We start from the raw sequence: 20024 nt of genomic DNA, 5'->3' as shown, positions 1-20024 counted from the left end.
CAGGTTAAAGTATATGATTAAGAAGGCGATTTTACCTGTTGCAGGTTTGGGTACCCGTTTTTTACCAGCCAGTAAATCTATTCCTAAAGAAATGGTAACGGTGGTCGATCGTCCAGCGATTGAATATGTGGTGCGTGAAGCGGTTGCTGCCGGTATTGAACAGATTATTCTGGTCACACATTCTTCCAAAGCGTCAATTGAAAACTACTTCGATCGTAACTTTGAACTGGAAACCACATTAGAGCAGAAGCAAAAGTGGGATTTGCTAAAAGAAATTACCGAAATTTTACCGCCGCAGGTCAGCGTGGTCAGTGTGCGTCAGCCACAGCCGCTGGGCCTGGGTCATGCGGTGCTGTGTGCCAAAGATATTGTCGGTGATGAAGCTTTTGCCGTGTTATTGCCAGATGTGCTGGTCAAAGATCAGGCAGAAAAAAATGATCTGGCTTTAATGATTGAACGTTTTAATGCCACCCAAGCAGCGCAGATTATGGTCGAAGCTGTGCCGGAGCATCTGGTCGATCAGTATGGCATTGTGGATGTTGCCGCTGCCCCTGCAGAAGGTCAGAGCGCTGCAATGCAAGGCATTGTCGAGAAACCGGCGGTCGGTACTGCACCTTCTAATCTTTCCGTGATCGGGCGTTATGTATTGCCAGCCAAAATTATGCAGCTGTTGGCTACCACACCGAAAGGGGCCGGGAATGAAATCCAGCTGACCGATGCCATTGCTGCATTACAGCAGCTGGAAACCGTCGAAGCCTACCGCATGAAAGGCCAGACCTTTGATTGCGGCAGCAAACTCGGCTACTTAAAGGCAGTCTTGCACTACGGGGTGGATCACCCAAGTTTAGGTGCAGCATTTAAACAGTTGATTCAAGAACTAAAAGACTAATACGGGGCAGAGGTCAGCATGAAGGTTGCAGTTTTTGGTCGAACGCTTTATGCCGGGGTGATGGCGGCGCTATTGGCAGAATGTGGGCACAAGGTCTACTGGTGTGACATTTTCGAGCAAGATAGCCCGGAAGCGCCTGATTTTCAGGATGAGGCGGTCAACCGGCTGCTGCAGCAGCAACATGCCCAAGGCTTTCTGCATTACTGTAGCCTGAAAGAGCTGGGTTTGGAGATTGATGTCTATCTGTTTAGCCTGAATCCGGCTGAAGAACCGCTGCTGATTGAACTGTTGCAGCAGCTCCAGCAGCGTCCGATCATTCATCCAAAACTGATGATCAATGCCTCGACCCTCGGCTTGCAGGGTACGGCACGTTTGAAACAGCTACTGCCTGAAGATGACTGGGTGTATCTGCCAGATATGAGTCAGGAAGGCAATGCGCTGGCCAGTATCACCCAGGCGGAGCAGCTGACCGTGGGTTGTATGAACCCGCAGGTACAGAGCAAAGTGCAAGAGTTTTTACGTCCACTATTTCCACGCAAGCAGCAATATCTGTTTATGCCGGTGCTGGATGCGGAATTTACCAAGCTGAGTATTTCCGGCATGCTGGCGACCCGGATCAGTTATATCAATGACTTGGCTGTGGTGGCCGAAAAACTGGGTATTGATATTGAGCATGTGCGTCAGGGCATGGCGGCGGATAGCCGGATTGGCGCGTCTTATATGTACCCGGGTGCCGGTTTTGGCGGAGAAAACTTCTCGCATGATGTCCTGACCCTGGCCAATACCGTGTCAACCACCGGGGTCAAAAGTCAGCTTTTAGCCCAGGTCTGGGAGATTAATGAGCAGCAAAAAGAACTGCTGTTTCGCAAACTGTGGAACTATTATCAGGGTGATTTAAAAGGCAAAACCATTGCCATCTGGGGTGCAGCCTTTAAGGAAAATACCTCACGCGTACACCATTCACCGATTCACGCCATGCTCAAGGCACTCTGGGCGCAAGGGCTTACGGTTAAATTACACGATCCGCAAGCCTTGCCAGAAATTCAGGCACTGTATGGTGAACGCGATGACCTGATTTTGTGTCAGGACCAGTATGAAGCCGTCAAAGACAGCCATGCGCTGTGCCTGTTAACCGCCTGGAAACATTACTGGAGTCCGGACTATAAAACCCTGCTCAACAGTATGCAGCATCCGTTAATTTTAGATGGCCGTAATATCTATGATCCGCAGTTTGTCAAAGCGCAAGGCTTTGCCTATATGGGAGTAGGACGCTAATGAGCAGTTCAGCAGCGGTACATACGCGTGATTCACTGTTATTACAGTTACAGACTTTAAAAAATCAGTTTGAACAGCGCCATTTAACCGATTTATTTGCACAGGATGCGCAGCGTTTCGAGCACTTCTCCGTACGTTTAAAATCGCTGGTTTTCGATTATAGCAAGCAGCGGATCGATGCCGAAGTACTGGCACAGCTGATTCGCTTTGCTGAGGCACATGACTTATCGGGCTGGATCAACACCCTGTTTTCCACCGATACGATTAACTATACCGAACAGCGTGCAGCCATGCATTGGGCGCTGCGTTTGCCAGAACAGGACAGTACTCATCCGGAACTGGCACAGCAGGTACAGACCCAGCTACAGCGCATGTATCAGCTGGTAGAAAAAATTCATGCCGGACAATGCCGCGGTGCGACCGGTGAAGTAATTCAGGATGTGGTCAATATCGGCGTCGGCGGTTCAGACTTGGGACCTTTGATGGCGACTCAGGCACTGTCCGATTTTAAACATCCAAGTGCCAAGCCACTGAGCGTGCATTTCGTTTCGACCATGGATGGCAGCCAGCTCTCAGATTTACTGCATAAGCTGCGTCCGGAAACCACGCTATTTATTATTTCCTCTAAATCTTTTGGTACCATTGATACCTTGTCCAATGCACAAACCGTCCGTTTATGGCTGGAAAAAGCCTTGGGTAAACAGGCACGTGTATTACAGCATCATTTTGTTGGGGTCTCGACCAAGCCCGATAAAATGACCGCATGGGGCATTGCGCCAGAAAACCAGTTCCTGCTGTGGGATTGGGTGGGTGGCCGTTATTCACTCTGGTCCTGTATCGGCTTGCCAATTGCGCTAATTATTGGGGTAGAAGGCTTTAAAGCCTTTTTGGCCGGTGCCTATGCAGTGGATCAGCATTTCCAGACCGCACCATTTGCACAGAATATTCCGGTGTTGATGGGCCTACTCGGGATCTGGAATAATAATTTTCTGGATATTCAGACCCATGCGGTTTTACCCTATGATGGCCGCTTAAAATATTTTGCCTCTTATCTGCAGCAGCTGGAAATGGAATCGAATGGTAAATCGATTCAGCGCAGTGGCGAAGCAGTCGAACTGGATACCTGTCCAATTGTCTGGGGTGAAGTGGGACCGAATGCCCAGCATGCGTTTTATCAGCTGCTGCATCAAGGGACACAGGCGGTCAGCTGTGATTTTATTGCCCCGGTCAAACGTTACAATGCTAACCAGTTTACCTATGCAGAAAGTGCAGAGGCGCTGGTCGAGCAGCACCATCTGGCGCTGTCTAACTGTCTGGCACAATCACGCTTACTGGCTTTTGGCAATCAGGCACTGGATCAGGCCGAGCTAGGCAGTCTGCCACCGTATAAGCAATATGCCGGTAATCAGCCGAGTTCAACCTTTTTAATCCAGGAACTGAACCCGTATAGCTTGGGGATGCTGATTGCCTTGTATGAGCATAAGGTGTTTGTCCAGTCGGTGATCTGGAATATTAACCCCTTTGATCAGTGGGGCGTAGAAAAGGGCAAGGAAATTGCCAATCAGCTGTTGCCAATTTTAAATGGCCAGCAGCAGGATGTATCGGCATTGGATGCTTCGACACAGGGTTTATTACATATTTTATTAGGAAAATCAGATGGCTAATATTCTGGTCACCGGTGGCGCCGGTTATATTGGTTCGCATACCTGTCTGGAGCTGCTCAATGCCGGGCATCAGGTGGTGGTGCTGGATAACTTGTCGAACAGTTCGGCAGAATCATTACAACGGGTACAAGCACTGACCCAGAAAAGTCTCCATTTTATTGAAGGGGATATTCGGGATGGTGCTGGTCTGGATCAGCTGTTCCAGCAGCACAAGATTGATGCGGTGATTCATTTTGCCGGTCTTAAAGCGGTGGGGGAAAGTCAGCAAATTCCACTGGCTTATTTTGAGCATAATATTGCGGGTTCTATCAGTCTGGCCCAGGCGATGCAACGCGCAGGGGTGTTTAAACTGGTCTTTAGTTCCTCTGCAACGGTGTATGATGAAGCCAATACCTCTCCTTTAAATGAAGAAATGCCAACGGGGATGCCAAGCAACAATTATGGCTATACCAAACTGATTATTGAACAGTTATTGGAAAAACTGGCAGTTGCTGATGAGCGCTGGTCAATTGCCTTATTACGTTATTTTAATCCGGTTGGTGCGCATAAAAGTGGCCAGATTGGTGAAGATCCGCAAGGCATTCCAAATAACCTGATGCCTTATGTGACCCAGGTGGCTGTCGGTCGTCGTGAAAAGCTTTCAATCTTTGGTAGCGATTACGATACCGTCGATGGCACAGGCGTCCGCGATTATATCCATGTGGTGGACCTGGCCAATGCACACTTATGCGCACTGAATAACCGTTTAAATGCCCAGGGCTGTCGTGCCTGGAATATTGGAACCGGAAACGGGATTTCCGTGTTACAGGTGAAAAATACCTTTGAACAGGTCAATGGGGTACAGATTCCATTTGAACTGGCGCCACGCCGGGCGGGCGATGTGGCAACCTCTTTTGCAGACAATCGGCGTGCTATTGCCGAGCTAGGCTGGCAACCGCAGTATGGTCTGGAAGATATGCTGGCCGATAGCTGGAACTGGCAAAAACAGAATCCAAATGGCTATCGTTAAGTAGGTTCAGATCCTCGTACAATAAAAAAATGGAGCATTTATGCTCCATTTTTTATGTTAAGCCTGAATCAAACGGGTCAATTCATCGACATAGTCTTGCATTGGTTTGGGTTGCTGGTCACGGCGGCTTTCAATATTCAAACGTAATAAAGGCTCGGTATTGGAGGCACGCACATTAAAACGCCAGGCGCCAAAATCCAGACTTACGCCATCGGTCTGATCAATGGCCGGGTTCTGATCGGCATAGTGCTCAAAGATCTTTTGAATGGTGGCTTGGGTATCCGCCACTTTAAAATTAATTTCACCTGAGCATGGGAACTTGGCAATCATCTCTTCAACCAGACTTGATAAAGATTGGCCGGTTTCAGACAGCACCGCAATCGCCAGTAACCATGGAATCATACCGCTATCACAATAGGCAAAGTCACGGAAATAGTGGTGGGCACTCATTTCTCCGCCATAAACCGCGTTGTGCTCACGCATCACATCTTTAATAAAGGCATGCCCAGATTTGGACTGGATTGCTTCGCCCTGATACTGTTCCACCACATCAAAGGTGTTCCAGACCAGTCGCGGATCATGCACAATTTTTTCACCGGACTGTTTCAGCAAGAAAGCCTGTGCTAACAGCCCCACGATGTAATAGCCTTCAATAAACTGGCCTTTTTCATCAAACAGGAAGCAGCGGTCAAAGTCGCCATCCCAGGCAATGCCCAGATCTGCACCATGCGCCAGTACTGCCTCGCGGGTGCTGTCGCGGTTTTCTACCAGAATCGGGTTCGGAATCCCGTTCGGGAACGTACCATCGGCTTCATGGTGAATTTTGACAAACTCCACCGGAACATTCAGGGCCTTGAATTTATCTTCAATTGCATCAATGACATGACCTGCAGCACCATTGCCGGCATTCACCACCAGCTTCATTGGGCGAATCTTGGCTGGATCAATATAGGTCATCAGATGATCTACAAATTCCGGCAAAATATTGTAGGACTGGGTGGTTCCTTTGGCTGTAACTTCGGTAAATGTACCAGCTTCTGCTAAGGCCTGAATTTCTTTTAAGCCAGTATCGGCACTGATTGGACGGGCATTTTCGCGTACCAGTTTCATGCCGTTATAGTCCATCGGGTTGTGACTGGCAGTGACTTCAATCCCGCCCTGGACATCCAGATGGAAGGCGGCAAAATAGACTTCTTCGGTGCCGGTCATGCCCAGATCAAGGACATTGACGCCTGCATCATTCAGGCCTTTGATGGTGGCCTGTTTTAAGTCTTCACTGCTTAAACGGATATCGCAGCCAATCGCCACAGTTTTTGGCTGGTAAATCTGGCCATAGGCACGGCCAATTTTATAGGCAATCTCTTCGTTCAGCTCAGAGCCTAGTTTGCCGCGAATATCGTAAGCTTTAAAGCAAGTCAGTTGGGTCATCTAAATTCTCGAAATAATTCCTGCGAAGTAAGGAAGGTATGATTATAGAAGGAAAATAGCTCCTATATGCCAAGTTGCCGTTTAACTTTTATATCGATTTTACCTTTGCTAAGATCCGTTGAGCCCAGTCAGCGTAATAATTTACATCTTCTAGTTGTTTCTGTTTAGAAGGATGATTAATCGTAGTAAAGGCAGTAATACCTCTTATCTCAGATAGAAACTTTTTAGGCCAACTGAGCGATTGAGAAAGTATTGAATTGTTCAATTTTTCCAAATCGGTCTCAATTAATAATTGAGTTTTTTTTTCATATCGGAGTAATAATGTAGAAATGTTCTTTTTTCCATCTGATGTATCAATTTCACATAGATAAAATTTTTCATCATTGTTTGTATTGATGATTCTATAGACATAAAAGTATCTTAGTTGAGTGCCATTAGAAAACTTATGCCCTCTAAAAAGTTTATATTTTTTAAATGGAGAGTTCTTGATTTCTTTAACGTCATATCCTTTTTTTTCAATTTGGTCCAACACCTTAATCAAGTCTTTATGCGTGATTCGCTCTAGTTGAGTGTCTGATTCGATTGTAAATCCAGGTATTGTGCCCTCGATATCTCCTTCTCCTCCTGCAAATCCTTCATCTTGATTTTTATTTTCCTCCATTTTCTTTAGTAGTTTCTTCCGTACTGTAGTTTTAGTAGGCGGCGTTTCTAAAGAAATTTTTAAGTCTTCTATAGTATAAATTTCTGCAGGTAGGTTTCTTAGCTTGATCAACCGCTGATCGATATCTGCATCAGCATTTTGATTCAATTTCTCTTTAGAGGAATTTGTTAGTTTTGGTTTATTTGAACTTTGAACTTGAGGATTTTTGACCTGTTGTATCATTTTTCTTGTAGTAAAATGAAATTGTACAGGTCTATCAATCCCAGTCTCCAAATTTTTGAAAGATGTGATGCGTTCAATTCTGTAAATACCAGTTTCTTTATCATAAATTCCATCTACTGTTAGATCAATATTTTTGATCTCAGGAGTATTCATATCGAAATTAAAATTTTTAGCATTGTTTTGATCAATAATTGTTTTTTGATAAATACTAAGGAAGGCTTTATTTAAATCAGGTTGTAAAAGAATTAAGGCCAATTTTTTCAAAAAATGAGGATCAGAGATATCTGCGCTCAGAATTTTTTTGTTTTGCGCAATAGTAATATGAATAGCTTTTTCATCATTCGTATCCACTAGAATATCTGTTGAATAGTTTTCCGCAAACAGTGCTGCACGTAAAAGATAAGGATGTGAAAAGAATAGATCCCGAGCAAGAATGAGTTTCGGTATTTGAATAATAAGATTTTTATTTAATACTTTTGAGTAGTAATCAAACTCAAAACAGATCCGGCCTTGATCTCTTTTTTTATGCTCATCCCCCAATAGAGTGATTGTTTTGAATGCTGTGAAATTTACACGTTCAAGTGTATGGAAAAATAATTCCTTTGGCTCAGAATCTGCAATTGGGGTGAGGTAATCATAAAGAATAATACTCTCAATTGGTAATTTAAGCTGAATAGAACGATTAATAGTTGGATTAAAAAAGTGAGTATTAATATCAAACCGAGTTTGACCACGTCGACTAATTTCTGTTGCAGTATAATAAATCAAATTCTTCGGTAACTCTTCGATTGGGCAATCGCTCATTGTTTTATTTCTCTCTCAATATTATTAAAAAATCTACGAGCTTCTGGCGTTAATCGCTCAGGACTTAATCCGGATAGTCGAAGAAAAACACTCGGTGGATAGAACTGATTGTCAGTGTGTTGACGAATAAATGTTCGTGTAAGACGGCGTATTTGATAACAATCTACAGATTCTGCGTAACGCTCTAGAAAGGCGGTGGTGAGTGGTAAAAACCTCCAGTTTTTTTCAATCATACTTACCGAGCCAAGTTGCTTAATAAAAAACTTTTTTGTCCATTGTGGAGAGTCGAGATCTTCTAATAATTGATCCCGGATTTTGATGAGTTGTTTAATCAATTGTTGATCTCGCTTTTTCCAATCGACACGTGGCTTGGGAATGGCTGAAGGTAATATCACAGCAGATTTATTTGTCAGTAATAGCCAGTTCTTATGATTACGATATAACCGAGCGTAAAGTGCAGGATCACATTGACGTGCCTGCTTAACAGAATTTTTCTGAATTAATTTTGTCCATTGTTTTTGATCTTTAGATAAAATCTTATCAACTTTATTATTAACCCATACAGGGGGAGCTTCGTGCTGCCGATCTAAGTTTGTTTTTTCTATTGATGCTAAGCTAACATATTGCTTATATGTTTCAATTGGTTTTTGCTCTGGAACCAGCGATTTTAATACAATGCAATGCTCAAGATAAGAAAATGCTTTACGATGTTTCCTGCACATATTTTTGAGCCAGCAGTTCTCAGAAAGAAGATCATCTAAATGATAGTATTTAAGAAAGCTTTCGCCCCAGTAATCTAAGACAAGGTGACGAATTTTTTCGTAGTTGATATTTTTTTGACCTGACAGTAAGCCTCTGTCTTTCAATAGATTGAAGTAGGCATTTGATAAAATCGAAACATCTTGTACTGCAATATGGCTAGATTGCATAAGTAGATCCTCGATTATTTTTGCTAACTCTAGATGACGCTTTAAGTCTTGTGAATTAATAAAAAGTTGTGAGGAGTCAATAAGGACATTTAAATGAGCATTATAAAATCTTCGGTCTAGCCCATTGCAAGGAACAGAGCTGACAAAAAGGGCAGATTCATGCTTTATACAATATTCATATCCTGTAATCTGCCAGCTACGTTTCCAATACACTTCACCATATTGTTCCATCTGTTCTTGCCAACAATGCGGACAGAACCGAAAAAAATTCACAGACTTGATTCGCGACGCATTTTTTCCCAACTTGGTATGTAATGATTGATACTGTTCACCCTGTAATACATGTACAGCATAACGCATCACTGTATCAGGTTGAAACGGTTGATAAATTGGCAATAAGGTGTGGTGGTTGATTAAATGGAGTGCATCATAGCAATCTGGTAGATAACTGGCCAATTTGTCTATGTACGACGGTAAATCGTAAGTTGGCGTCAAATTTCTATTATTGAATAATTCTTCAGTAAGGTATTTGGGACTTAAAATTCCATTGTGAATAGCATAACGTGCAATCACACTGTAAATTAACTCATCTGGATATGGTATTGGAAAATTTGAAATCATAATACACTTACTCTCTATTTTTTGTTTAATGCAACACAGGAGAGGTGGGATCAAACAAATAGTGAGATGATTTTAATAGCTCATAAACATCTACTTCCTTTTCTTGTGCTTGACTGAAAAAATTCCGTAAGTCATTGGCTTCAGTGCTCTTCCATTCTTCTGCTTTCATGACTTTGCGTGATGTTCTTGGTTTTCTTACCGAAGTTGTGGTCTGAGGCTGGTCCAATTTATCTTTTGCTACAGAGCCGTCTAATACTTCCAGAATATGCTGGAGTAGTACCTGTAAGTTCTCGTTTGGATATTTTTTTAATGCAGAAGTGACATGCAGATCTATTGTAGCAGCGGGGTGACCTAAGGCCGTTAGCATACCTATAAGTGTGGAATAATGTGGTCCTAGATCTTTACGCTGTATTTCCGTTTTTAATGCAGCTTTTAAACGGTGTTGTTCAACATATTCCTCAATTTGAACTTGAGGGATAGTTAAGTCAGAATACCGTGCAATACGTGTGGGGTTGCCTGAGCGGAGTGCATCCAAAATATCGTGGACTGGCTGTAATTGTTCTTCGTAGACTTTTTTAAAAAGTTCAGATGTAATTTTTTCCAGACCAATGGTGATTGCATGAATCTGCACCAAGCAGAACAGTTTAACCACTAAATCTGGAATGCCCTGCGTATAATAATACCAAGTGTTTCTTAATTCATCGGTCAGTTCAGCTGGTTGTTGAACCCATTGATATTGCCACAGCTTGTTGGTGAAAGCATACCATTCAGAAATGATCATTTGATCAGGGGTGCTAGGATCGGGAGTGGGTGCTTCATTGCGCATAGGTTCCCAGATTAAAGAGCCTAATCCTGCACTGCGTCTAGCTGATCTTAAGTCTTCTTGCAGAATTTCATTGGCTTTGGGTGTCCCAATCATCACAATTGGAATGGATGCCACATTCACAAGGGTGACAAAGAAATTAAGAATGATTTCAGCCCCGCCAGATTTTTTTGTATTCAAATGCTGGATTTCATCAATGATTAAAAGTCCAATTGAATAATTATTTGCGATAATTTTCATCTGCTGCAGCATGGCATTCACATTTAAGCGACTTCTGGTGAAACGATGCTCGAAGTTTGTATCTCCTAATGCTAAATCTACTGCTCTAAAAAAGTTTGAGCATAAGTTTTTTAAAGAGCTGTCATGCGGACAATCAATTTTAAGGTAAACAATTTGTTTTAATCCCAGCTCTCTATGTTCAATCACTTGCGGGTAATAACGCAAAATTTTGTTCATTGTCGTTGTTTTACCGCTTCCCGAACATCCTATAATTGACATGGTAGTTGCAGTCGACTCTGGAGGTGCATAGCGGTAACAGCTTTCATTTGATGGTTCTAGTTGCTGAAAAGCAGCGTGTAAATGTCGATGTCTATCACCATTAGTGATGTTTCTACTCACATAACCTTGCCGAATCATAATAGAAATTTTTTGCTCAAGGGATAGATGTTTGGTCAGTGGTTGAAAAAAATCATGAGGCAGTTGAGCAATTAGATGAATTCTTTCTGGTTGAGGCAAAAAACGCTGCTCTGGAATAAATTTTAGTTTCCCTCGTAGGTGTTTAATAACCGACTTCGTGTCAAGAATGGGCGGTAATTGAGTAATGAGAGGATTATCCCCATAGATGTCTTCTATCGATGTGTTGACCGCGAGTTCATTATTATTCATTCTTCATCGTCCTCTTCAAATAATTGTCTCATTAAGTCTGGTTGACTGGTCAAATCCAGATTGCTGCTGTGAGATGGGGGTGTTGGAGGATTGTCTTGGTTGGGGTGGATAGTCCGGATAGAATTGACGGACCTATTTTGGAGATGTTCCTCACGTTCCACCTGAATTGCTTCTTGTTTGTTCTGACGAATATCCCGAGTACGTTGTGCTTTAGAAAGTTGGTGAACTCCTGCTTGAGCCTGCCGGCTCTGTGCTGTGTGGATGATTTTGTCAGTAAAATCCTGCAATTCACTGATGGCTACGGACTTTAGTTGTGAATGTTGTTTTTCAACAGTTTTGATTGCTTTTTGAATTTGTTCAGCTTCCCACCAGGTCAGATGCTGATATTGACGTGAGGCATCACTTAAGTGCGCTTCCCAGTATTCCAACTTATTTTCATCAAAGAAAACATAAATGGTATTTACTGAGTATGGGTCAAAACCAATCCGCAACTTTTTCGGGCGGGATTTGGTCGTGTTACGAATAAACCAGCCTTGTTGATGCATTTCCAGACATTGATAGAGTAAGCCTTTGACTTTAAGTCCCTTGTCACTTAAGGAGGCGTCGGTCCTAGGTAACAAGCCAACATATAGTGATTTGTTATCCACTTGTCTTAACATCCCAGTACGGTGCTGTAGACCCCACTGCCAGAGCTTAAGGGGGATAGAAGGTAGGTCAGTCGGCATATCGGCACTACGATCATATTTTGTCAAAATATCAAAATTATTGCGTAACAAGACGCAGCTTAATATGATTTTTCTGAACTCTTCCAGAGTTAGACAAGCTTCTAGTCGATAATCATGTCCGCCTTTCTTTTTTTCCTTGAATCCAGAAACAACACCAATATTCTCGTAGGATTTAAAGCGTGACTGAATGATTCCGAAAGCCCTCTCCACAATACCTTTGGCATCGCTTCGATACGGTGGCGCATTTTCAATACGAACAGAAAAGTTTTTTTCAAGAAGTTCAATTTGATAGCCAATTAATTCACCGCGGTCTGCAAGTATGGCACCAGGTAAACCATAAATAGGCCAGTCTTCTGGTTGTATTTGCAAGCCATAACTCTGACAGAATGTCACTTTATCTTGGATTGCAACGCTGAGGCATTGTATGGCTGTATTAAAGGAACTGTTTTCCATGCCGACATAAAGCCCAGTAATCATCCGGCTGAATACATCGATAACAATATATACGGTAGGTCGGCCAATAATCTGTGATGGATCTCGTGATGATACAAGGTAGATGTCAGCGACTGTTGAATCTATCTCATAACGTGCACCAGGACCATTTGCTTGCTTGGTCGCTGTTGAAGTCAGAGGTTTGTGATCTTTCAGGGTTTTCTGATTGGTTAGAACTCTCTTTGAATTTTTACCATTTCTATATTGTGTATTATAAAAATAATAGAATTGAGCGTATGTCGGAATATCTGCAGCTTGCACTTGAGGAAAGTGCTTAGAAAATAAATTTTTAAACCGAAGATAAGTTTCATTAATGGATTGTTTTTTGATAGGAACTAAATACCCTTCGATGGCTTTCTTAAAATATAATTCAACCTGTTCAGTGACATTTTTACCTTCATTTGATTCATAGATGCGTGGCCTGCCAATTTTTTTATCACCTATCGTTCTTTTTTGGCCTTTTCCACCTGAGTTTTCATAATCTGGTACCAAAGCATTTATAGTTTGACCACGCTGCCAGTAGCGTCTTAGTAGTCGTAGAATTTTATTAATTGATACCTCTTTTTCTAGATGTAGAGTTTTAATTTTTGCAGTCCTAATTTTTGCATTGATAAGCACGTGCTCATCATTAATTAGATCTTGAATAATGGAAAAGTTTTCATCTCTTTTTTTGAGTTGAATAGAATTTTTACTCAAGTTTAATCGTTTTAAGTATTCGTAAGGATCTTGTGCTGGTATCAGGCTTTGATCCTCTGAGAGGATTTTAAGCTCCTTGGACAAAATGAGTTCAGGGAAAGCATTTTTATTATCAATCGCAATCCATACCGTATACTGCGGTAAAAATTTGAGTATTCGGTATTGTGTTGAATTCAAGATGTAAACTGAATTAATTAGTTGCATGGACTGTATTCTCATCCTGGAGCAAATTACTTGCATGAATCTCAGAGAGTTTAAGCTCCAAGTACGAAATTTCTAGATTAAATTGAAGTATTCGCAGGGCAAATAATTTTCTAAACAATGCGAGCGTCGCTCCGATACCCATTTTTTGAGTTTGGTCAGAATGCTTACAAAATTGGATTAATGAGCTTTGAGGGTACTGGCTAATTTCTTCCATAAAATAAACTGCTAGATCAATCATGTGACTTGTTATTTCAAGGTCATTTTTTTCTACATACAACCATTTAATGTTCTCTAGTACCGTAGCAGGAATGTCTTTTTCAGTAATCAACTTGAACGGCGTATTGTGCTCTTCTTCCCAGTAACGACGTTTAATTTCTAATGACTCAATAACATGAGCTTTATTCAGATCCTTACTGTAAAGAGTATCAAGTGCTATGGAAAATTTACCAAAATCAACTAAAAAATCTGAAGATAGGGTAAACGGTATATAATCAACCGATACCTTTTTCATCCGATAACGAGAACATATAGAGTTAAGATCATAGATATCTAAAGGGTAATGTTCACGAATATCTGTAACGTTCTGATTCCAATCAAGTAGTAAAAAAGTGGATAGCTCTAGATCAGAAAATAAGTGATGAAGACGTTTACTGACACGGCCTTGTACTCTGTGAGAGCGACCAATTGAACTGAAGTTTTGAACAGTTTTACAAGGTTTATAATCGCGTCCATGGCCCTGGCCATACCCTTCTGTTACTAGTTCTTCATAGTTTTTTATAATTTTTGCCATACAGAAGACCTGTGGGTTTTGGTGGATAATTAATCATATCTGAAGGGAGTTGATTTTGTATTTGGCAAAAATATACAAACTTAAATATATTTATATACAAACAAAATTTTATAATTTTTTATGTATTAATTATATAAATCAATAACTTAAAATTAAAATGAGTATTGTAATACCCAATTAATAAATCTTAGAGGTATTGATGATAGGCAAAATCATTCAAAATCCATCCTAGTAAACATAGCTATTTATTCCTGATTTTAATTTTATGGCTAAATTCTATGCTTAAGTATTGGAGTTTAATTAAGTTTGTTTGAATTTTTTATGTAAGTTATTGATATTTATGATTCGTGTCTTTTTATTTTTAAAATAAAGTTTGTTTAATAATTTTAAAATTAAATTATGAGTGTAATTAAGTTTGTCTCAAAGTTTTAATGTGTAGAACATTATTTTTGCTTAGAAAAGGCAAAAAATACCTTGAAGAAGAAGGATGTTGCAGGGGGATTTTAAAAAATGATACTTATTAGGTGGTTAAATAAGAGGTTTAAATTAGTATATGTTTTTGAATATGTTTGATATTTAAAAAAATTTGTTTTTGTGATGATATCCATTTTAATTTAGATTTTTACATTAAAAACCCTTTAGATCTGGCAGAAAACTACCATATCTAAAGGGTTGGATATGCTATTTGTGTGCTTCATCAATGTACAAACTAAAATAATTAAATCTAAACTTAATTATTTGATACAAACATAATTATATGAACACAGAACCAGCCTTTTTCTGTTGTGCTTATTCTACCGTCACCGATTTGGCCAGGTTCCGTGGCTGATCCACATCGGTACCGCGCAGTACCGCAACATGATAGGACAGCAGCTGGACCGGAATACTGTAAACAATTGGCGCCAGCACCGCACTGATTGATGGAATATGTACCACATGCTGACGCTCTTTGGTTTTAATGCCGCTGTGCTCATCAGCAAACACAAACAGCTCGCCACCACGGGCCTGTACTTCTTCCATGTTGGATTTCAGTTTATCCAGCATGTCATCTTTTGGTGCCAGAATCACCACCGGCATTTCATTGTCGACCAGAGCTAGCGGACCATGTTTCAGTTCACCGGCGGCATAACCTTCGGCATGAATATAGGAAATTTCCTTCAGCTTCAGGGCACCTTCAAGCGCAATCGGGAACTGGGTGCCACGGCCGAGGAACAGGCAGTGGTTCTTTTCCACAAACAGCTCGGATAAGTGCAGAATCGCCGGGTTATGTTGCAGGGTATCCAGAATCACTTTTGGTGTATGCCACAACTCCGCGATAATCTCGGTAACCGTTTTTTCAGCAATGCTTTGTTTGACCTGACCGATCTTCAGAATCAGCAGCATCAGCGCAGCCAGCTGTGTGGTAAAGGCTTTGGTTGATGCTACGCCAATTTCCGGTCCAGCCAAAGTTAATAGGCTGTGATGGGTTTCGCGTACCATTGATGAGGTGGCTACGTTACAAATTGCCATAGTGCAAATGTTCAGCGCTTTGGCCGCAGCACGTTTTTGGGTATCGCGCAGTGCAGCCAAGGTATCGGCCGTTTCACCTGACTGGGAAATACAGATGTACAGGGTATTGTTAACAATTACCGGCGTGCGATAGCGGTATTCGCTGGCAATTTCGACCTGACACGGCACATCAATCAGCTGTTCAAACCAGTACTTGGCAATCATGCCGGCATGGTAACTGGTACCGCAGGCAATAATCTGCACTTGCTGGATGCTGGCGAAGTCCTGCTCGGCCTGGGCCAGAAAGTCTTCACGCAGCGCATTGCCATTTAAGGCCTGAGAAATGGTTTGCTGAATGGCTTCTGGCTGCTCATAAATCTCTTTGAGCATGTAGTGCTTGTATTCACCTTTAGAGGCATTGCTGACCGTTGCATCCAGCTCTTTCACCGGACGGTTCACCAGCTGACCATCCACAAAAACTTCGATGGTTTCACGGGTTAAACGGGCAATATCGCCTTCTTCCAGATAAATAAAGCGGTTAGTGATTGGCAACAAGGCCAGCTGGTCCGAGCTGATAAAGTTCTCGCCAATCCCGACACCAATCACCAGTGGTGAACCTTCACGAACCGTGATCAGTTCATCCGGATGATCGGTATGGATAATACCGAGTGCATAGGCACCTTTGAGCTGTGGCACTACCTGTTTCACCGCTTCCAGTAAACTTGGGGTGGATTTCAGGGCATCATTGACCAGATGCGCAACCACTTCGGTATCGGTTTGCGAGGTAAATACATAACCAAGCGCTTCCAGATCATCTTTGAGTTCCTGGAAGTTTTCAATAATCCCGTTATGCACCACTGCCACATTGCCCGAAATATGCGGATGGGCATTGTTTTCAGTTGGCTTGCCATGAGTCGCCCAGCGTGTGTGTGCGATCCCCAACGAACCGGTTAATTCGGCTTCAATAACCGCCTGTTCCAGATTGGCCACTTTCCCGACACGACGTTCACGTAATACATGACCGCCATTGATTAGCGCCAGACCGGCAGAATCATAGCCACGGTATTCCAGACGCTTTAAGCCTTCAATCAGGATATTGCTAATATTACGTTCTGCAACGCCACCGACGATACCACACATAATCTTTTCCTCTTATTTTTTCAGTTTTTGGGGACGTTGATAATTATCTTTACTCAACTGTTTTGAGCGTTCAAAGGCCAGGCTATGGTCAGCCACATCACGGGTAATTACCGAGCCGGCACCCACCGTTGCGCCGTTGCCAATGGTTACTGGTGCCACCAGCGAGCTGTTTGAGCCAATGAAAGCCGCATCGCCAATGATGGTTTTGAATTTATTGGCGCCGTCATAGTTACAGGTAATGGTGCCTGCGCCAATATTGGAACCGGCGCCGACTTCTGCATCGCCTAAATAGGTAAAGTGATTGGCTTTGGAGCCAACACCAATCTGGGTGTTTTTGACTTCAACAAAGTTGCCAATATGCACCTCATTGGCCAGCACTGCACCCGGCCGCAGGCGGGCAAATGGACCAATCTGTACATCTTCACCGACAACAGCATTTTCAAAGACGCTATACGGCTGGACTTTGGTGCCGGCCGCAATTTTGCTGTTTTTAATCACACAGCCTGCGCCAATTTCAACCCGATCACCGAGTTCGACTTCACCTTCAATAATCACATTGATGTCGATACGGACGTCTTGACCTACTTTGAGTGAACCACGTAAGTCGAAGCGACTTGGATCAATCAGATGCACGCCTTGCTGCATTAACTGTTTGGCCTGGAAGCTTTGAAATTCACGTTCTAATGCGGCCAGTTGCACCCGGTCATTGACACCTTCGACTTCAAAGGCCCGTTCCGGCTGCACCGAAGCCACCTGCATACCATCGGCAATGGCCATGGCCACAATATCGGTCAGGTAGTATTCGCCCTGTGCGTTGTCATTGGACAGTTTTGGTAACCATTGATGCAGTTTGGCATTGCTAACGCAGTAAATGCCGGTATTGATTTCCTGAATCTGGCGCTGTGTCTCAGAAGCATCTTTGTGTTCAACAATGGCCTGAATCTGGCCATTGTCACGTACAATACGGCCGTAACCGGTCGCATCTGGCAGGTTCAGCGTCACCAGACCAATACCGGTAGCCTGACTGGCCTCGACCAGTTGCTCTAAGGTGGCCTGGCTAATGCACGGCACATCACCGGATAAAATAATTGAAACACCATCTTGACCCAGTACCGGCAGCGCCATTTGGACCGCATGTCCGGTCCCGAGCTGCTCGGCCTGTTCCACCCATTGAACCGTTTCATGGGCAAAGGCCTGTTGTACCTGTTCGCCGCCATGGCCATAAATGGTAATAATATTATCTGCTTGTAATTGTTGTGCCGTTTCAATCACGTGACCCAGAAGCGGGCGTCCTGCAAGGGGTTGAAGCACTTTCGGAAGGCTGGAGCGCATACGCGTTCCTTTCCCTGCGGCAAGAATAATCACGGTGGTAGACATGTATAATCCTAGTTATTGCTAAACCAAAATAAAATAAAGATAAATTAAAATACAGATTGCTGCCCAGAGTCCGGCAATCAGATCATCCAGCATAATCCCAAAGCCGCCATCGACCTGACGGTCAATCACCCGGATGGGCCAGGGTTTCCAGACATCAAACAGCCGGAACAGGGCAAAGCCTGCAATGACCCATAGCGTATTCATCTGGCCAAAATAGATCAGCGGTAAAAAGGTAATCGACTGTCCGGCAAATTCATCCCAGACAATACGGCCATCATCATGGACGCCCATCACCCGTGCGGTTTGCCCGCAGATATAAATCCCGACCAGTGACATCAGCAGAATCGCCACAACCGAATAGGCAAAACCAAGCCACAGCCACAGCGGAATAAACAGCAGCGCAAAGGCTGAGCCGAAGGTGCCGGGAGCTTTGGGTAACAGGCCTGATCCAAACCCGACCCCACAGAAGACAACCAGGCGGTCGGGCCAGCTCATCGCTTTAAAATGAATGGCAGGTTTAGGCAAAGTGTTGGTATCCCTGGAATTGGAGCGAATGATCTACGCCATTCTGCACAAAATGAAGTTCGGGTGCTGCATGAATTTGTCCAATCTTGGTAACGCGGACATTCAGCGGTTGTTGTAAAAGTTGTTCAAAATGCTGCGGGCTGATGCTAAAGCACAGTTCATAGTCATCGCCGCCAGCCAGCGCATATTGCCAGCGCTGTGTGTCAGGTAAATGACGCAGAGTATCGCTAAGCGGTAACAGATCCAGATCTAGGGTGGCGCCAACCTTTGAGGCTTTAAGAATATGTCCCAAGTCTTGGGCCAGACCATCTGAAACATCAATCATGCTTGAGGCCAGGCCTTTCAGTTGCTGGCCCAGTTCGCAGCGCGGGGTTGGATAATCCAGACGCTGCTGTAGCGCATGTCCCGGATGTTTCAGACCAAAGGCGGCATCACCGACGGTGCCGCTGACACAGATATAATCGCCCGGCTGGGCACCGGCGCGGGTAATCGCCTGACCGGTATCTATCCAGCCCAAGGCGGTCACGGATAAGGTTAAATGCGGACTTTGGGTGGTATCTCCACCAATTAAGCGCACCCCAAATTGATCGCAGCAATCATACAGACCCTGGCTAAAGGCTTTCAGCCAGTCGTGATCAATTTGGGATAGGCTCAAGGCCAGTAGAATACTGTGCGGCTTGGCACCCATGGCAGCAATATCAGAGAGATTGACTGCAACAGATTTCCAGCCAATGGCATGTGGATCAGTATCTAATGGGAAGTGTCGTCCAGCAACCAGCGTATCGGCGCAAATCACCAGCTGTTGCTGTGGGGGAGGAGTCAGCACGGCCGAGTCATCACCAACACCTAAGTCGACAGAACTGCGGTGCTGCCGATTGAAATAGGTGTCAATAATGGAAAACTCAGCCATCGCATCAATCTGTCAATTATTTAGATTGCTGTTTTTCTGCTGCACGTAATGAGCTGGCCAAACGGTCAAGAACACCGTTAATGTATTTATGGCTGTCTGCACCGCCAAAATGTTTTGCCAGCTCAATGGCTTCGTCTAAAACCACGCGATATGGAATTTCCAGATGTTCTTTCAATTCATAGGCGCCCAGACGAAGGGTTGCGAGTTCAACGCCGTCAAGGGCATCAATTTCGCGGTCAAGCACAGGGATTAAGAGCGCATCCAATGCTTCATGATTGGCAACCACTTGAGTCAACAATTCATGATAATAGCCGAGATCCACTTTGTGCATGGCATTTTCGACACGCGTGCGTGCTTCAATCTCGTGCACCGGATTGTGGCTCATCTGCCATTCATAAATTCCTTGTACAGCAAAACGACGTGCTTTACGTTTTGCTGCATAAGTTGCTTGAAGTGTTTGCGACATA

The 20024-nt window shown here is 43.4% G+C and carries 15 protein-coding genes; 4 read left to right on the top strand and 11 right to left on the bottom strand.

What is annotated here, in order from left to right:
• Nucleotides 1-13 precede the first annotated feature (13 nt).
• From galU to galE, 4 genes are read left to right on the top strand one after another with little or no spacing between them, the layout of a single operon-like run.
• The gene (galU, locus tag VF685_RS11125; RefSeq protein ID WP_104489058.1) at nucleotides 14-889 is read left to right on the top strand and encodes a UTP--glucose-1-phosphate uridylyltransferase GalU; all 876 of its coding nucleotides are present in this window, start codon (nucleotides 14-16) and stop codon (nucleotides 887-889) included.
• An 18-nt stretch (nucleotides 890-907) separates the two neighbouring features.
• Entirely contained in the window at nucleotides 908-2164 is a 1257-nt protein-coding gene (locus tag VF685_RS11120; protein WP_104490001.1) for a nucleotide sugar dehydrogenase, read from the top strand.
• The gene (gene pgi, locus VF685_RS11115; RefSeq protein ID WP_440203633.1) at nucleotides 2164-3828 is read left to right on the top strand and encodes a glucose-6-phosphate isomerase; all 1665 of its coding nucleotides are present in this window, start codon (nucleotides 2164-2166) and stop codon (nucleotides 3826-3828) included. Before VF685_RS11120 ends, pgi begins: the two co-directional genes overlap by 1 nt.
• Nucleotides 3821-4837, top strand: a complete 1017-nt coding sequence (gene galE / locus VF685_RS11110; protein ID WP_168382163.1) for a UDP-glucose 4-epimerase GalE — start codon at nucleotides 3821-3823, stop codon at nucleotides 4835-4837. The genes pgi and galE overlap by 8 nt, the downstream gene beginning before the upstream one ends.
• Nucleotides 4838-4894: 57 nt before the next feature.
• Here galE and VF685_RS11105 read toward each other — a convergent pair whose 3' ends face one another.
• The 11 genes from VF685_RS11105 to nusB form a co-directional block, all read right to left on the bottom strand.
• Complete coding sequence (locus VF685_RS11105) at nucleotides 4895-6265, bottom strand: phosphomannomutase CpsG (protein ID WP_104490508.1); 1371 nt, start codon at nucleotides 6263-6265, stop codon at nucleotides 4895-4897.
• Between the two features lie 88 nt (nucleotides 6266-6353).
• A complete protein-coding gene (locus tag VF685_RS11100; RefSeq protein ID WP_440203632.1) occupies nucleotides 6354-7952 on the bottom strand; it encodes a Tn7-like element transposition protein TnsE in 1599 nt (532 codons plus the stop codon).
• Nucleotides 7949-9454, bottom strand: a complete 1506-nt coding sequence (locus tag VF685_RS11095) for a TnsD family Tn7-like transposition protein (RefSeq protein WP_440203631.1) — start codon at nucleotides 9452-9454, stop codon at nucleotides 7949-7951. The genes VF685_RS11100 and VF685_RS11095 overlap by 4 nt, the downstream gene beginning before the upstream one ends.
• Nucleotides 9455-9527: 73 nt before the next feature.
• A complete protein-coding gene (locus VF685_RS11090) occupies nucleotides 9528-11210 on the bottom strand; it encodes an AAA family ATPase (protein ID WP_104505725.1) in 1683 nt (560 codons plus the stop codon).
• Nucleotides 11207-13327: a Mu transposase C-terminal domain-containing protein gene (locus tag VF685_RS11085; RefSeq protein WP_205779270.1), complete on the bottom strand. Its 2121-nt coding sequence runs from the start codon at nucleotides 13325-13327 to the stop codon at nucleotides 11207-11209. The genes VF685_RS11090 and VF685_RS11085 overlap by 4 nt, the downstream gene beginning before the upstream one ends.
• Entirely contained in the window at nucleotides 13314-14117 is an 804-nt protein-coding gene (locus VF685_RS11080; protein ID WP_104483766.1) for a TnsA endonuclease C-terminal domain-containing protein, read from the bottom strand. The genes VF685_RS11085 and VF685_RS11080 overlap by 14 nt, the downstream gene beginning before the upstream one ends.
• 789 nt (nucleotides 14118-14906) lie before the next feature.
• Nucleotides 14907-16745 carry a glutamine--fructose-6-phosphate transaminase (isomerizing) gene (glmS, locus tag VF685_RS11075; RefSeq protein ID WP_016658866.1) on the bottom strand — a complete coding sequence of 613 codons (1839 nt, stop codon included), beginning with the start codon at nucleotides 16743-16745 and terminating at the stop codon, nucleotides 14907-14909.
• Nucleotides 16746-16757: 12 nt separating this feature from the next.
• On the bottom strand, nucleotides 16758-18122 hold the full coding sequence (gene glmU / locus VF685_RS11070) for a bifunctional UDP-N-acetylglucosamine diphosphorylase/glucosamine-1-phosphate N-acetyltransferase GlmU (RefSeq protein ID WP_440203630.1): 1365 nt from the start codon (nucleotides 18120-18122) through the stop codon (nucleotides 16758-16760).
• Between the two features lie 18 nt (nucleotides 18123-18140).
• The gene (locus VF685_RS11065) at nucleotides 18141-18617 is read right to left on the bottom strand and encodes a phosphatidylglycerophosphatase A family protein (RefSeq protein WP_162182857.1); all 477 of its coding nucleotides are present in this window, start codon (nucleotides 18615-18617) and stop codon (nucleotides 18141-18143) included.
• Between the two features lie 22 nt (nucleotides 18618-18639).
• Complete coding sequence (thiL, locus tag VF685_RS11060) at nucleotides 18640-19557, bottom strand: thiamine-phosphate kinase (protein ID WP_286385284.1); 918 nt, start codon at nucleotides 19555-19557, stop codon at nucleotides 18640-18642.
• 16 nt (nucleotides 19558-19573) lie between these two features.
• Nucleotides 19574-20023 carry a transcription antitermination factor NusB gene (gene nusB, locus VF685_RS11055; protein WP_005181335.1) on the bottom strand — a complete coding sequence of 150 codons (450 nt, stop codon included), beginning with the start codon at nucleotides 20021-20023 and terminating at the stop codon, nucleotides 19574-19576.
• Nucleotide 20024 lies beyond the last annotated feature (1 nt).

The sequence above is a fragment of the Acinetobacter sp. Brlt_5 genome (genome assembly GCF_051949055.1).
Taxonomy (GTDB): Bacteria; Pseudomonadota; Gammaproteobacteria; order Pseudomonadales; family Moraxellaceae; genus Acinetobacter; species Acinetobacter indicus.
Note: the sequence above shows the minus strand (reverse complement) of the source record. Positions and strands in the feature narration are given on the sequence as shown.

Coding starts and splice junctions, on each gene's coding strand:
- VF685_RS11100 (WP_440203632.1), bottom strand. CDS start 7,952: ATGAGCGATTGCCCAATCGAAGAGTTACCGAAGAATTTGATTTATTAT.
- pgi (WP_440203633.1), top strand. CDS start 2,164: ATGAGCAGTTCAGCAGCGGTACATACGCGTGATTCACTGTTATTACAG.
- VF685_RS11080 (WP_104483766.1), bottom strand. CDS start 14,117: ATGGCAAAAATTATAAAAAACTATGAAGAACTAGTAACAGAAGGGTAT.
- glmU (WP_440203630.1), bottom strand. CDS start 18,122: ATGTCTACCACCGTGATTATTCTTGCCGCAGGGAAAGGAACGCGTATG.
- VF685_RS11105 (WP_104490508.1), bottom strand. CDS start 6,265: ATGACCCAACTGACTTGCTTTAAAGCTTACGATATTCGCGGCAAACTA.
- galE (WP_168382163.1), top strand. CDS start 3,821: ATGGCTAATATTCTGGTCACCGGTGGCGCCGGTTATATTGGTTCGCAT.
- VF685_RS11065 (WP_162182857.1), bottom strand. CDS start 18,617: ATGAGCTGGCCCGACCGCCTGGTTGTCTTCTGTGGGGTCGGGTTTGGA.
- nusB (WP_005181335.1), bottom strand. CDS start 20,023: ATGTCGCAAACACTTCAAGCAACTTATGCAGCAAAACGTAAAGCACGT.
- VF685_RS11085 (WP_205779270.1), bottom strand. CDS start 13,327: ATGCAACTAATTAATTCAGTTTACATCTTGAATTCAACACAATACCGA.
- VF685_RS11120 (WP_104490001.1), top strand. CDS start 908: ATGAAGGTTGCAGTTTTTGGTCGAACGCTTTATGCCGGGGTGATGGCG.
- VF685_RS11090 (WP_104505725.1), bottom strand. CDS start 11,210: ATGAATAATAATGAACTCGCGGTCAACACATCGATAGAAGACATCTAT.
- galU (WP_104489058.1), top strand. CDS start 14: ATGATTAAGAAGGCGATTTTACCTGTTGCAGGTTTGGGTACCCGTTTT.
- glmS (WP_016658866.1), bottom strand. CDS start 16,745: ATGTGTGGTATCGTCGGTGGCGTTGCAGAACGTAATATTAGCAATATC.
- thiL (WP_286385284.1), bottom strand. CDS start 19,557: ATGGCTGAGTTTTCCATTATTGACACCTATTTCAATCGGCAGCACCGC.